Source organism: Mycoplasma wenyonii (assembly GCF_003265155.1).
In the GTDB taxonomy this organism is placed as follows: Bacteria; Bacillota_I; Bacilli_A; order Mycoplasmatales; family Mycoplasmoidaceae; genus Eperythrozoon_A; species Eperythrozoon_A wenyonii_C.
The window spans coordinates 1-13,556 of sequence record NZ_QKVO01000012.1; the positions used below are offsets into that span (position 1 = coordinate 1).

Sequence of the window (13,556 nt, forward strand, 5' to 3'; positions counted from 1 at the left end):
CACTTATTGCCACTTAAATTCAAACTCCCCCCTCAATTCCTAATTGACAAATTTAACAATTTTTGTGAGCCTATTTTTGAGTTACAAAAAAGTAATGAGCAGATAATTAAGAAACTTTTGAGATTACAAAAAGGTTGAGTTGAAAGCTTGGATTAAGTAGTTATTTTCTTTTAGTTACAAAACTAATCTAGATCTTTTAAGTTTTCTCTTTAACCTTCGATATTTCCGTTTAGATATAGTTCACTTATTTTCATGACTAAAGTTTGCGACTTTTCTATTACTTGGTAAATGCCCCCCCCGATGTAAAGCAGTTTATTTTTTAGTTTGGAGAGAATTATTCAGATATAAACAAGTAATTTCTCTTTTCTCTTTTGAGGAGGCAAAAGAATTTAAAGAATTTTATTTTTAAAGTATTGTCTGAGTTGAATTAAATAAGAGCAAAAAACAGTTCTTAAATTATCACAGCCTTAATCATCGGTTTAATTTTTTCTGTATTGTTCAACTGCGCGCTGGGCTCCTTATGTTTTAAACACTAGCGTTAAAGACAAGCATTCTGTTTATTTCCTCTTGGTTTTGTTTTTTCTTTGTTGTTTAAGAAGTAATATTCTCTTTCGGCCCGTTCAAGTTTTTATGAAACTGACTGATATTTGTTTTTAGCTTCATAAATTTGCTCTTGTAATTGAGATAATCTTCGCCTTAAGTTATTTAGCTCGTTTCTATTTTGGCGAGCGACAAATAAGAAGAGACCAAGAGGAATATTGAGAGCTACAGATATAACAAGAAAAACTATTAAAGCAGAAATAGTTAAGTTATTTTTGCAGTTAGCTTAAATAATTTTTGATTTTGTTAGATGTTTGAAATTTAGAAAAGATTTAAGTTAGAGAAGTTTTAGAAAGTTATTTAGACGATTTATAACTAGGACATTTTTCTATTGTTCCTTGGCCTTGATGGTGTTCATTTAAAAGTTTTTTACCTTCCTCTTCATTCTCTACATTCAGCTCTACTCCCCCAGAAGCTTTCATAATAAATGGAGCTACGCAGTCGTTATTTCAACCTGCTAATCCTGAATAAGTTCTTAAAGAGGAAATGAAACTCTTTTTTCTGTTAGTGAAATGATAGGTAGAAAGAGCCCCTCCCCCAATTATCAAGAAGGTCAAAATTTTCCCTAGTGTAAGTAACAGCATATTAAACAACTAGTGTTTGGGTATTTTAGTTTAATGACTTTATGGTTAGTAATTAATTTGAAAGCTAGACCAAGATGTTAGTTGTTTATTGTTTGGATTAATAGCTAAATGATGAGAGTTTTTGAATTAGTTAAAAAACTATTTATATAATTTTTTTTAGGTTTTTAAATAACTCTTTATGTTATTTCTTTTCAAAGCATTAATTGGTGTCGCTGGAATAGGTGCAGGTGTGGCTGTTCCTGTTGTAGTAAATAAGATACAAAGTTCTGTTACTACAGTCGCAGAGGAAACAGGTAAGGTTATTGGGGGTATCAATAGAAGTGTTACCGAAAGAAGAGAAAACACAAAAGTATCTGAAGCTTTAGGATTTTTGAATAGTAACAAGTGTAAGCGATTTACAAATCCTGCAAATTCTAATGATTCTTTCGGGGCTCTTTATGCTTGCAAAGAAGATGGTAAAGACAGTTTCTACTACTTAGGTTCCAATAGCGATGTTAGAAATAATGGAGCTAGTTCTGCAAAGAAAGTTAGGTCTGTGAATTATGAAAAAGGAACTGGAGACACCGCAACTCTTTCTTTGGGGTTGGTAGAAGGAAACGGAGAAATTAAGTTAAGTATTCCTGATCAAGGGGGGGGAGGTTGAGCTAATTTCAAGAACGTTGATTTGATTAACGACTGCAAAGTTATTAATCCTGAAACAGGAGCAAGTTCTTTGAACTGTACCTTGAAGGATTCTGAAAGAACAAGTGGATTTTCTTCTTACAATTTTTCAATTTTTTAGACTTACAAATTTAGAGGCAAATTAGTAACTGGGAAGTTAATAAAATCTTTTAAAAAATAGATTACTTTACTTTGTTCAGTAGACTTTTAGTTTTCGCTGTAACAGCAGTCACCCCTGTGGCAGTTATTGCAACTGTTGCCACTACTAGTTTAAGCGCCCCCCCCAGTCAAGAAAATAAATTATCTAAAAATAGTTCTAGTAATCCCACTAGAGATTCTACTAGAGAAGTTGTATCTCTTGAAGAAAAATTAAGAGATCAAGAACATGATGATTGTCAAGACAGAAATATAAGGATAGTAATTCAGAATAGCCAAGGAGATAAAAAGACAGTACCTGTAAAAGAATTTAGTCAATATAGAGAAAAGGGCTATAAGCTTGTTGAGGCAGATTATGAGGTTGGTAAATGTAGCCGAGAAATTGCTGAAAAATAATTCTCTAGAAGTTGTTACTCTCTACTACTTTAAAAGTTTTGGGTGGAGTGTTGTCTGTAGGAACAGTGACTTTTGTACCTATTTATTCTTTAAATTTCCTTAAATCTTCGGAAACACCAGTAATAGGCAGTCAAGGTAACGTCTTAAACATTCCTGTAACTAATACAAGATTACAAGTTTCTACTGATTCTGCCCAATTAAAACAAGATGAAATATTTGACCTTTGTCAGAAAAAGAATACTAAGTTTCAAATTAGAGGAAAAGAAGGAGCTATAAGTGAAATATCTGAGTTCGATTACAAGGGAGATAGAAAAGACATTGTCGGTGTGACTTATCAACCAAATGTGTGTACTAGAGAAGTGAATCTATCACAATAATGTTTGCAGTTTTGAAAGGTTTGGCTGGATTATTGGCAGTAGGAACTACTATTTTTGTTCCTACTTATTTAACTACCAAGTCTTCTAACCTTACGGAAAATAAAAGTGAAAAAGTAAAAGTTCAATTAAGGATACAACCTCCTATTTCTCCAGAACAAAGAAGACAAGAAAAGAAATTTGATGATTGCTTAGATAGTTCTCTAACCTTTAGAGTTAAGAATAAAAGTGATGGAAGTGAATTAAAAATAGTTAGTTCAAAAGAAGTTAGACAGTATTTAGATGAATCTAAATATGAGATTGAATCCTTATATGCCGGACAATGTAATAAAGATAAAGTTCTTTCAACACTTTCTTCCGCCCATTAGAAAAATATCTAAAGTTTTTTAATTTAGAAAAAAATATTTAATTAATCCAAAAATTTAGTTAAAATAGGCGAGGATATTTTTGATAATTATTTAGTTACAAATTACAAGAAATTTTTAAGATATGGCTGTTAGTGTAAGGGCTTTTTCATCAATTTTGGTAATTGTTGGAAGTTGCGCAAGCCTTCCTTTATTTTTAGGAAAAACAAGTAATGTAGAGGTAGTAACCCAATCCACTACTCAAGATCCAAATTACAAAATAGAAACAATTTCAAAAAAATTACCTGTAAGTGTAAGTGATAAAGAAAGAGGGAAGTGCTCTATTGAAGAGCTTTCGAGGGATTCAAAAAGTTTTCTTCTAGCTCAAGAAAAAGGAGGGAATTTCTATGTTGAGATTTTCTGTGAAGATACTAATGAAAACACCAGTAAAGGTTCACTCCCTTCACATTGAACTGGATTATTTTCCAGAGCAAGTTTTATTGGATAGTTCTTCACTGGCAATTGGCAAGAAATTTGACATAAAAACTGAGACCATATCGTCAGATGAAAATTCTATAACCACTTTTAAAAGTTCTGTCTTGAAAGCAACATCAATTGCTGGAACTTGAGGAGAAAGTTTAAAAACTGGCGAAGGAGATACAGCTATACCTATTTCTTTGTCAGAGGTTTTGGGAACCATTAATCCAATTTATTTGATTACTTATTAAAGATCTAATTAGGGTTTTTTAAAAAAGTAACTTCCTTTAGTCCTTAAAGTGAGTTGTTAAAAAGACAAGAATCAAACATCTCTTTCAGTACCTCTTCCATCTTTTTTAGTCTTATTAGTTTTTTTCAAAACCAATTTATCTGCTCCGTAACTTTTCAAAACTTCTTTAGTAATTATTCCTATTCTCCTTTTATCTTGGTAAACATATTCAAAACCAGTAATGAAGTCTAAATCTGCTAACCTACCTTTTACTCATCTACCGATAATTTCCTTATCTTCAAAAGTACTTAATTTTTTGATCTTTCTTCCCGAAAACCTAGCTTTAAAACCATCTCCATCATCTGTAACGATATAAAATCATTTTTCTTTTGGAGGTAGATCATGTTGACCTTCAACAATTATCTCCATATCATATCAACTATTCATTTCTCCGCTTTTTTCATCCCTTTCAGGCTTACTATAACAAGCATTCAATGATGACTTAGATAAATCTAGTGTTTGTCAATTCAAAGCCTCTTCATCTGTAGGAACATTTAGAGGAAAAATCAGAGTTTGAAGCGCTTCCGCCTCTTCTAATGCTTTAATAGTTAAAAATGACATTTTTAAGCTATGTCTAGTCTATTTTAAAATTTCTTTTTCGCTTATATTGAGTACTTTTGTAAGAAAGCAATTGTTTCTTTTTTAAGACATCTATATTTTCTGAAATATCTTGTGATGCCAATCTATTGATATGATTTACAGAGCTCTCTAGTAGTTGCGAATCATTCGTAAAAAAAGCTATTTCGTATTGTTTTAAATGTGTTTGGTCTGCGATCGTTAGAAAACTTAAATTAGGAGAGCCTAGAATGGCTGAAGTAATTTGGTCATTTTTAATAAAGCAATACAGCTTTCCGTGATATTTAAGTGAATATGTCACTCTAATCTCTCCTATTCCCGTCTTTTGCCATTTGGAATTAATTGCTAGGGCCAATTTAAATAATTTTTTGGGAAATCCATTAAAAAAATACATTCCCAAAATTAAGCAAATATTTTTAATCTTGTGCTGGGTTATTAATTTATCTAATTCCCATAAAGAGCTGTAAGAAGAGAAACCAACAGCAATTTTTAATTGATCTGCTTTTTGAATTTCTTCTTTAAAACAATCGTGAATTATTTCTTGGTTTTTCTGCACTAATAAAGGTTGAATATTAGAGTAAAGAAATTTTGTCTGCACTTGAAAAGTGTTGAAGAAATTATTATTTGGGCTTTCAATCTATTAATAATCAGAATTTGTCAAAAAAGAATAATTCTTTAGTTAAAAAATCTTTAATCAAAAATTTGAAATTAATTTATGTACTTTCTTTCTCTAGAGAAATATCAAGAATTAATTTATTTGAGAGTTTTTTATTGAGACAGTGTGATTGTGGCTTCGCTATTAACCTTTTTACTTCAATCAAAAAGATCTTTACTCATAACTTTTAGGGAACATTCTAGCTCTTTCCCTCCTTCCTTGGGTTTACATGCTCCTAGAGAAATTTCAACATCTAACTTTCTTGTTGTACTAATTCTTCCAACTTTGTTATTTCATACCTGTTTATCTTGTTCATAAATAATACCCCCTGAACTTGTCTTCAAAATTAGAGAATTGTCAATTGAACAATTTAATGTCCCCAAACTACCTTGTCTTGTTGAAATATATGCAAAATTCCCAGACATACTTGGCACTTCAACAAATTTCATTTCTATCGCCAAATTATTTTTTGATGGGTAAACTCAGACTCTTAAAGTCTCATTTGCATTTCCCCCTACAATAGGTCAGATTTTTTCATTGTTGTTGTTTCGCGCAATATTGATATCAATGACCTTGTTAATTTTTCCTTGTTCCTTCAATAATTTTCCATCGTTACTATCCAGTTTTAAAGTCCAATTAAATTTCGTTCCAATCGTCTCAAAACTGCCCTTTCTTGAGTTTGCTTTCGGATTCCACACTGATCCATTACATTCAAATTCTGCACTTATTTGATTAGGGAGCCATATATCACTTCATGTATGGGTTGCTGATGTTAGGGCAGGAATGTCAGGGCGAGAGTTGGAAGTGGAAAAACCCACCACACTCGCAATACTGCCGACGATGCCGGCAAAACCCGCTATAGGCAATATCCCCCCCCGCACCCCTGTTAAAAGCTGATAAGAATAGTAGTTTTCATTTTAAAAGCCCTTAGAAATTAGTAATAAGGAACTACTTTTTTAAAGGGAACTAAGGTTTAGGAATTTATTTTACTGACAGAAAAGGTTATCTTTATTGCTTAAATAACAAATAAATTTTTTCACCTTGTGAGCCAGAAGAGATTATTTTTACTTCAGTAACTTTTTCACCAGTTTCATCTAGGTTTTCTTTGACTCATTCTCCCGTTATTTGGTCATAAAAATGAGAGCCACTAAAAGTTGTTTTGTACTTTGTTGAATCTTCTATAGCTTCTGTTTTTACTTTTATTCCAATCTTTCTTCCTTCTGTGACTTCTTGCCTGTCTTTAAAAAGAGTGTTTGGAAATAATCCTGATCATTGATTTGGCATTTTTGAGTCTTGATTTAAATTGGCATTTGAGCACGTAACTCTAATAAAAGTATCTAAATCTACAAAACCACTATTGCTGTATCACAATAAAGACTCTAAATCTACTAATTCTCTCGCCACTGAGCAGTTTTCTGCATTTACTTTTTTAGGTTGAAGGTGAGAACCTGTTGGCGCATGATCAGGCTTCCCTGATTTAAGTTCGGATGTCGGGGGCAATGAAGAATGATCGGAAGTGATGGCTGAGGAAGAACCACTTGAAATCGTTGAGTTTTCAGTATTGAATTGACGTAATAATCAAGGGACACTGCCCCCCCCCTAGTGCACAAGCCGCAATAAGTGCTCTCGCGCCGAAAGACATCTTTTATGAAGAAATGACGGCTAAGTCTTTAATTTTAGAAATTCATTAACTGTTTAATGATGAGGAGTCTTAACTGAAAGTTTGTATTTATTCCTTTTAAAGTGTTAAAGAATTAAGTTCATTGAACCTAAAAGTTGTTACTTAATCTCTTCTAGGCGGGAATAGAAGATATAACTTTTGAGAATCATCAGTGACATCTTCCACTGTAATTTTTACTTCAGTGAATGATTTATCTGATACAACTTTTGAATCACTTCCTCATTTGCCGATTAAAGGGGGATGCAAAAATCTATTTCCTGTAAAGGTTGTCTTGTATCCATCACTCTCATCTGTTGTTTCTGTTTGTACATTAAATCTTGTTTCTAATAAAAGATTCTCGCTATTTACTAGTAAGTTATTAGGGAATAAACCTGTTCAATTTTCCGCCATCGTTTCCTCAGAATCTTCTGTATCAGTTTTTTCACAAAAGACAGTTGTATAGTTATCTCTATTTATGTGAAGACCATCAAATATATCTTCTCCAACAGTATTAACTACTTTACCATTACCTTCCCCTAAGTTTCTTGTATTGGGAAGAGTATGGGGTGAGATTGTTCGAGTTTCTGTTACGCTACCTGTACGTGAATCAGAAGAGGAAGTATGAGAAACAGTTAAAGAACTTTTGTTACCAATCGCACCGCCTAGTTGACCTGTTTGTCAAAGCGCTAGTGAGGTTATGCCCCCCCCGTGCTAATTGTTCTGCAGATTGAAATAACTGCCTTAAGACTCACTTAAGAGAATTAAAGGTAAAAATTAAATTTTCTTGTATTTTAAGTGCAATTTCCTTTTATTAATTGAGATTAAGTCCTTATAAGTATTTAGAAGAATCTTTTTTGAAGTTACCTAATAAATAAATGAAATGAATCTTGTTAGACAACTAAAAAAGATTAAGAAAAGACTTGTAGAATAGGAATTTTCACCATTAAAAAGTCTCTAATTTTCTTTAAAATTAAAGTGCTAAACACTAAGTCCTTAAGTGGACGTCATTGCTAAAGTTCTTTTAACTGCAGTCACATTAGGAATAAGTTGTGCTGGAACCCCTTGACTATTACGACAAATAAATTCTTCAAGCTCAAAAAATAAATCCAGACCTTTAGTCAAACGTTCTGTTTCAGCCTCTTCAGTTAAAATAGCCCCTATCTTTCCCGCCGTCAGCTCGATAGAGTCGGTTCCGAAAGCTCCAGAAGGGAAGTCCGTCCACCCCCCTGCTATTTCTGTTCCGGCGGAAGTTAAGGCGCCCGCCCCACAACCCCCAGTTAAAACAAATGAAAAGAATTGTTCGGTCGTAAATCAAGTCGAAGAATTAGAAACTTTGTTGTCAAATAACTTTGATTTGAACGGAAATACCTTAGTAGATACAAATACTTTTGTGAAAGTTAATTGTTCAAATACAACTTCTGATAGTAGTTCAAAAATGCCAAGTGAATGAGAAGGTTTATTCCCAAAATCTTTGTTTGAAAATAAAGAAGGAATTACGATTGGTAGCCAAATTGAGATAAAAACACAAACTTCAGAAGACTCAGGCAAGCACAGAACAACTTTTAGTGGCTCTCATTCCCTTAAAGAAGTAGTAGGGGAGTGGCCAAAAGCAAGTGCAAATACAGAAGAAAAAACAGTAACCGAAGTAAGGATAACCTCTACCGGCAGGTCTTCCGAAAAGATCTACTTGTTGTTTAAAAAATAATCCTTAATTTTTAAAAGTAACTACTTAATTACCTTTCATTCTCAGTCATTCGTTTGAAACAATCTAATAATTCTTCAAGAATTACAATAGTGGTTTCATTGTAATTGTCATCATTTTCGTAGAAGTGATGTTTGTCAATTAATTTATATAGTTCCATTTTTAGGTTGGATAAGACAGAAAATCTTGTATTTGGATCTCCAAAACTCTTGATTTCTTGTCAGAGATGATTTATATCTCTAGTGAAAGCTAATAGTTGATCTTCAGGAAGACCAAAGTTAAATTGACTATTGAATTCTTGAAGCTGGTCAAAGAAGACTTGCTCTTCTTTAGTTCAATTTTTAGATTTGTGTTCTTCCATTTTTCTGTAACCACCTTCAATTAGTTCATCTCTTTCTCTATTAAGAGCTTCAATTCTTTCTTGAATGCCTGATTCCTCTGTTTGTCTCTTTCTTTCTTCCGGATCTTCAATTTCACTTAACCTAGCTTGCTCTTTTCAAATAGCTTCATATTCTGCTTGAAGTCTTGCCAGCCTCTCCAAGAAGCTCTTTCCAAAACTCTTATGTATCTTGGCAATGGCTTGACCGAGCTTTTTCCCTTTTCTTAATTTCTCTTCTTCAGAATTCTTTTTATTGTTGTACTCTTCTTTTGAGGGAAAGGAAACAGTGAGGTAACCAAAGGAATATTGAGCCATATCTTCTACTAAAAAGATGTTTTTCATGTGCTCGGAGATTTCTTGTTTAGTTTTGGCGGAGATGGGAGTTCAACTTTTTCTGAAATGTCTTGATCAGTAACTTCAAACTAATTTATAGAAAGCTCTATCTTCCCCTAATTCCTTACTCATCTCTAGATTGGCTCAGAGATCGTATCACTTAGCAAATGTTGTATATTGTTCCTTAAAGTCTGCCTTGAAACCTTCTCCCTTGCCCTCTATATAGTTAATTACCATTTCTGATTGTGTCTCTCTATCCGTAATTTTCAAAAAAGTATCTCTATCAAAGTCATAAAAAGCCTTATTTAGCAACTCTAGACAATCTTTAGTATTTGCAATTACTTCTTCTAAAGAAAGTTCCCCTCTTTCTCCCCCTCCAACTTTTTCTAATGCTTCTTTTCAATATCTTTGGATAGGTCAATAGGAAACAACAAGACCATAATCTTTTCTCATATATTTACGATTCACTCTAGATATTGTTTGAATAAGCTGTTTATCTTGGAATATTCTGTCTAGGTACATAGTATCAAGGCAAGGACAGTCGAATCCAGTTAATCATTTGTCACTCACAATAGCAATCTTGAAATTAGATTCATTTTCCTTGAATATTTCTGCTAATCTTTTTTGATATTTATCACTACCTATTAAGTCATACATCTCTTTTTCATCTCCTTTAGTCCTAGTCATAACTAATTGAACTTTTGTTAATCCAGTTTCCTTATCTACTTCAAATCATGACGGCTCTTTTTCCCTAATTGCTTTGTAGATAGAGTAACCAATATCTCTTCCGTGAGTTACTATCATTGCTTTTCCGCAAACAGTTTCACCATTATCGACTCTATTTTTGTAGTGATTAACTATGTCACCAGCAATCTTTTCTATTCTCTCTTTAACTCCACAGATAGCTTTTAATTGTGTTCTGAGCTTTTGATCTTCTTCTATGGCCTCACCACTCGCCCCAGACTCTCTTGCCTCTCTATATTTCTCTATAACTTGTTGTGCAATATCATCTTGTATTTCTAACCACCCCTTTCTAACTTCCAACTTAAGTTTCACGGTAAAACCATCATCTATAGATTCATCCATGGTGTATCTATCAACTATTTCTCCAAATACATCCATAGTTTTGTCTATTGGGGTAGCAGTAAAGCCTACATAAGTTGCATTTGGAAGAGAATCATGAAGTCTTTTCCCGAATGGAATTTTTTGTTTTCCGCCTTCTTTATATTCCACATCGAAATTATGCTGAGATCTATGAGCTTCATCTGAAATACAGATAATGTTGTTCCTGTCTGAAAGGGGCTCCTCACTTTCTTCAAATTTCTGTATGTTGGTTATAAAGACCCCTCCAGTTTCTAAGTTTTTTAGAGATTCACTTAATTCTGTTCTAGAATTGATACTTTTTACGTTCTTATCTTGTAGAAAATCTGTAGAGCTTTGAAATAATGAACACAGTTGCTCACTAATCTCCACTCTGTCAGCAATTAGTAGAACAGAAGGCTTATTTAATTCATTAGATTTCAAGAGTAATCTTGAAAGAAATAGCATAGTAAAACTCTTTCCACATCCTGTAGTTCCAAAGTAGATTCCCCCTTTCCCAGAACCAGTAGGCTTTAGATTTTTCTTGATACTGTCATACATCTTGAGTGCTCCATAAAACTGTGGATATCTACAGATAATCTTTTTCTGCGGATTGCTGTCTGAGAATCAGATAAAGTCTTGTATTAACTTAACTATCCTTTCTTTGTCAAATAATCCTTCAATCGTGATACTTAATAGATCTTTTCCTTCTGCACTTTCTTCATCTGAAATCTTTTTTCACTTTGCAAAGCTTTCAAGTGTTTCTCAACTAACTCCATATCTAACATTGCCAATACCATCACATAGTACTGTGAAGGCATTGTATTTAAAGAGAGCTGGAATCTCTTTTTGATAGAGTTGTAGTTGTTGATGCGCAATTCTTAAGTCTGTGTATTTGTCACTAGGGGATTTAAGCTCTCAAATAACAAATGGAATTCCATTTATGTAAACAACTAAGTCTACTCTTCTAGGACTACTTCCCTCTACAGCTAATTGATTAACAACTCTGAATATGTTATTTGTGGGATTTTTGAAGTCAATAAGTGAGATAGAGAATTTTTCTCCATCTCTTTCTCTTATATAGGTGATCTCATCACTTAGATTTTTGAAGAAGTTTTTATTGAAATCATAAAATTGTTTGTCTTCTCTTTGAAGGTCATCTGCTATATGTCTTATATCTGAGTAACAATCAAAGTGATCTAGTTTCGGATATTTAGGCTTTAGAAAACGAGTTAGATCTTCTAGTAAAAAGACTTCGTAATAGCTTTCTCTTTGAATTTCATTCCCTCTGGAGTAAAGATATCCTTGGGATTCAAATAGAGATATTATGTAATCCTCTAATTCCTCTTCCGTTATTGGTTTTCTTTTTGTATTTTCTGGTTCCACAGATTACTAATTAAAAGGTATAGGACTTAAATTCTTTTACATATAAATTTTCCTAGAATACATATACATTTCTGGAATTTTTAAGCCTTAAATAAATTAGAAAGGCAGGAAACATGAATTATTAGTTAATGAAATTAGGAGAACTAATACAACAAGTTAGAGAAATAGTTCCCTATAATCCCGATTTACCTATTAAAGGTTTAAGCTCTGAGAAGTGTTTTGTGGATATTGAAATAAAAAAAGAAGGTCTGGAAAATAAAAAATTTCAATTAGTAAAGAAGGATCAGTTTTGTTATGGTGCAGGACATTTATGTAATTTTGGTCGCAATATTCTCATTGCGCATAATGAAATTAAAAGAGATCTAGCTCTCTCTACTACCTATACAGTTTTTGAAATTATTAATTCAAAAATACTTTTGCCTAAATATTTAATGATTTGATTTTCGAGAGATAAATTCAATTATTTAGTTCATTGATTCGCGCAAGGAAGCCATTTAGAGTTATTTTCTTGACAAAATCTTTGCAATCTCCCTATCAGAGTGCCCCCCCCAGCCAGCAAGAAGAATTAGTTAGGAGATATCAAATAGTTGAAAAAGTAATTTGGTTAAAGAGAGAGAGATAAACGAGACTTTAGAAAAATGAATGGAATCCTATTACCACATATTGTTTGATAAGTTATCAGAAGATCAGTTAGAGAGAAAGAAACTAGGAGATCTTGTAACTATAGTTGGAGGCGGAACTCCCTCTACAAAATGCCCAGAATATTGAACTAAAGAAGGAGGAATTCCTTGGATAGGAATAAGTGATTTAACTGCAAATAAAGGGAAATTCATTAACAAAGGAGAGATAAATATTACTGAGGAAGGAAAGAGGAATTCTAGTACTAGATTAGTGCCTGTGGATTCCATATTATTAGCTTGTGTTGGCGCTACCATTGGAAAAACAGGAATAAATTATGACTTATTATGTTTATCTAGAAGCCTATTAGGAATTTATGGAAAATTTCATAAAAATTACTATTTTTGGTTCTTATTTAATACGACTAAAAAAGATTTTCAAAATCTTAGCCACAGGACAGCTATTGATTGTATTAGTCAAAAAGATTTGCGAGAATTTGAAGTAAACTCTCCCATGCAACATTTAATCGAAGAATTTAATCAAATTTGTGAACCTTTCTTTCAAATTCAAAAAACTAATGAAAAAGGGATTAGAGAGTTACTTAAATTACAAAGTACTTTATTGAATTAACTAATTAATTTTTATAAGAGTAACTTCCTAGTGTCAAAGTAACTGTTTCCTCTGCACTTCCATTCGTATTCGCATTACATTTACAACTTAAACTTAATCCACCTCCATTTCATTTGAACGTACAAGACTTAATTCAAATCATTATGTTGGAAGGAGATTGCCCGCCTGTCTTTTGAAAATTTAGTGTTAAAGTATTAACTTTTTTGCTATTATTGCCCCCCCCATTGCAGAAATTTTTTAAAGGTGTAGTTAGAGTGACTGTTTTTCCATTATCTAATCGATAATTATCTCCTCAAATATGTCTGGCAACATAATATTTTCCACCCTCACAACTACTATTATGGACTAAGACATCACCAAAATTTAAAGGCCAAGCCCCTCATCTTATCACAACTTCTTCAAAAGATATATCTTTTCCACTATTTTTGTGCTTAAATAATCCTTCTGCATCTACACTTAATTCCCTCTTACCTCCGTCAGAAGAGCCAAGTATAAATCTTGGATGACCAGTTATTTTTCACTCCCTCTGAGAATATATTGATGAAATTTCAGAAAATATTGATGTTCAAGGTACAGAAGATAGCCCATAGCAAACCCCTCCAGTAACACAACTTAAAGGATTTAAAAAGGTGAAAGTCTTTTTTTTTAGCGAAAATA

The 13,556-nt window shown here is 32.7% G+C and carries 19 protein-coding genes; 11 read left to right on the plus strand and 8 right to left on the minus strand.

The window, feature by feature from the left end:
* Positions 1-896: 896 nt before the first annotated feature.
* Positions 897-1,184 (minus strand): hypothetical protein, encoded by a 288-nt coding sequence (locus DNK47_RS02560; protein ID WP_112665663.1) that lies wholly within the window; start codon positions 1,182-1,184, stop codon positions 897-899.
* A gap of 178 nt (positions 1,185-1,362) precedes the next feature.
* On the opposite strand from DNK47_RS02560, the gene DNK47_RS02565 reads away from it, so the two are divergent.
* The 6 genes from DNK47_RS02565 (at position 1,363) to DNK47_RS03390 (ending at position 3,842) form a co-directional block, all read left to right on the plus strand.
* Positions 1,363-1,965 (plus strand): hypothetical protein, encoded by a 603-nt coding sequence (locus tag DNK47_RS02565; protein WP_112665665.1) that lies wholly within the window; start codon positions 1,363-1,365, stop codon positions 1,963-1,965.
* A gap of 116 nt (positions 1,966-2,081) precedes the next feature.
* Positions 2,082-2,396 carry a hypothetical protein gene (locus tag DNK47_RS02570; RefSeq protein WP_146737532.1) on the plus strand — a complete coding sequence of 105 codons (315 nt, stop codon included), beginning with the start codon at positions 2,082-2,084 and terminating at the stop codon, positions 2,394-2,396.
* Between the two features lie 11 nt (positions 2,397-2,407).
* Positions 2,408-2,773, plus strand: coding sequence for a hypothetical protein (locus tag DNK47_RS02575; RefSeq protein WP_112665669.1), 366 nt, complete (start codon positions 2,408-2,410; stop codon positions 2,771-2,773).
* A complete protein-coding gene (locus DNK47_RS02580; RefSeq protein WP_112665671.1) occupies positions 2,773-3,138 on the plus strand; it encodes a hypothetical protein in 366 nt (121 codons plus the stop codon). The genes DNK47_RS02575 and DNK47_RS02580 overlap by 1 nt, the downstream gene beginning before the upstream one ends.
* Positions 3,139-3,259: 121 nt before the next feature.
* Positions 3,260-3,622 (plus strand): hypothetical protein, encoded by a 363-nt coding sequence (locus DNK47_RS02585; protein WP_112665673.1) that lies wholly within the window; start codon positions 3,260-3,262, stop codon positions 3,620-3,622.
* A complete protein-coding gene (locus DNK47_RS03390) occupies positions 3,615-3,842 on the plus strand; it encodes a hypothetical protein (RefSeq protein WP_146737533.1) in 228 nt (75 codons plus the stop codon). Before DNK47_RS02585 ends, DNK47_RS03390 begins: the two co-directional genes overlap by 8 nt.
* Before the next feature lie 56 nt (positions 3,843-3,898).
* On the opposite strand, the gene DNK47_RS02595 is transcribed toward DNK47_RS03390, so the two are convergent.
* From DNK47_RS02595 to DNK47_RS02610, 4 genes are all read right to left on the minus strand, one after another.
* Positions 3,899-4,441, minus strand: a complete 543-nt coding sequence (locus DNK47_RS02595) for a restriction endonuclease PLD domain-containing protein (protein WP_112665677.1) — start codon at positions 4,439-4,441, stop codon at positions 3,899-3,901.
* Positions 4,442-4,454: 13 nt separating this feature from the next.
* A complete protein-coding gene (locus DNK47_RS02600; protein ID WP_181454158.1) occupies positions 4,455-5,054 on the minus strand; it encodes a restriction endonuclease PLD domain-containing protein in 600 nt (199 codons plus the stop codon).
* Positions 5,055-5,224: 170 nt separating this feature from the next.
* Entirely contained in the window at positions 5,225-5,977 is a 753-nt protein-coding gene (locus tag DNK47_RS02605) for a hypothetical protein (RefSeq protein ID WP_146737534.1), read from the minus strand.
* Between the two features lie 142 nt (positions 5,978-6,119).
* Complete coding sequence (locus DNK47_RS02610) at positions 6,120-6,482, minus strand: hypothetical protein (protein WP_146737535.1); 363 nt, start codon at positions 6,480-6,482, stop codon at positions 6,120-6,122.
* Here DNK47_RS02610 and DNK47_RS03600 point away from each other — a divergent pair.
* Complete coding sequence (locus DNK47_RS03600) at positions 6,469-6,714, plus strand: hypothetical protein (protein WP_146737536.1); 246 nt, start codon at positions 6,469-6,471, stop codon at positions 6,712-6,714. The two genes, DNK47_RS02610 and DNK47_RS03600, sit on opposite strands and share 14 nt — an antisense overlap.
* A 180-nt stretch (positions 6,715-6,894) precedes the next feature.
* Here the strand turns inward: DNK47_RS03600 and DNK47_RS02615 are convergent, their stop codons facing one another.
* A complete protein-coding gene (locus DNK47_RS02615) occupies positions 6,895-7,182 on the minus strand; it encodes a hypothetical protein (protein WP_112665685.1) in 288 nt (95 codons plus the stop codon).
* Between the two features lie 64 nt (positions 7,183-7,246).
* On the opposite strand from DNK47_RS02615, the gene DNK47_RS02620 reads away from it, so the two are divergent.
* Together DNK47_RS02620 and DNK47_RS02625 are read left to right on the plus strand one after the other, a co-directional pair.
* Positions 7,247-7,486 (plus strand): hypothetical protein, encoded by a 240-nt coding sequence (locus tag DNK47_RS02620; protein WP_112665687.1) that lies wholly within the window; start codon positions 7,247-7,249, stop codon positions 7,484-7,486.
* Between the two features lie 282 nt (positions 7,487-7,768).
* Positions 7,769-8,476, plus strand: a complete 708-nt coding sequence (locus DNK47_RS02625) for a hypothetical protein (protein WP_112665689.1) — start codon at positions 7,769-7,771, stop codon at positions 8,474-8,476.
* Between the two features lie 28 nt (positions 8,477-8,504).
* Here the strand turns inward: DNK47_RS02625 and DNK47_RS02630 are convergent, their stop codons facing one another.
* Positions 8,505-11,651 (minus strand): type I restriction endonuclease subunit R, encoded by a 3,147-nt coding sequence (locus tag DNK47_RS02630; protein WP_112665691.1) that lies wholly within the window; start codon positions 11,649-11,651, stop codon positions 8,505-8,507.
* Positions 11,652-11,779: 128 nt separating this feature from the next.
* Here DNK47_RS02630 and DNK47_RS02635 point away from each other — a divergent pair, with 128 nt between their 5' ends.
* Together DNK47_RS02635 and DNK47_RS02640 are read left to right on the plus strand one after the other, a co-directional pair.
* Positions 11,780-12,220 (plus strand): hypothetical protein, encoded by a 441-nt coding sequence (locus tag DNK47_RS02635; RefSeq protein ID WP_112665693.1) that lies wholly within the window; start codon positions 11,780-11,782, stop codon positions 12,218-12,220.
* A 31-nt stretch (positions 12,221-12,251) separates the two neighbouring features.
* Positions 12,252-12,899: a restriction endonuclease subunit S gene (locus tag DNK47_RS02640; RefSeq protein WP_112665694.1), complete on the plus strand. Its 648-nt coding sequence runs from the start codon at positions 12,252-12,254 to the stop codon at positions 12,897-12,899.
* Between the two features lie 4 nt (positions 12,900-12,903).
* On the opposite strand, the gene DNK47_RS03495 is transcribed toward DNK47_RS02640, so the two are convergent.
* On the minus strand, positions 12,904-13,556 hold a 653-nt coding region (locus tag DNK47_RS03495), incomplete at its 5' end, for a hypothetical protein (RefSeq protein ID WP_181454159.1).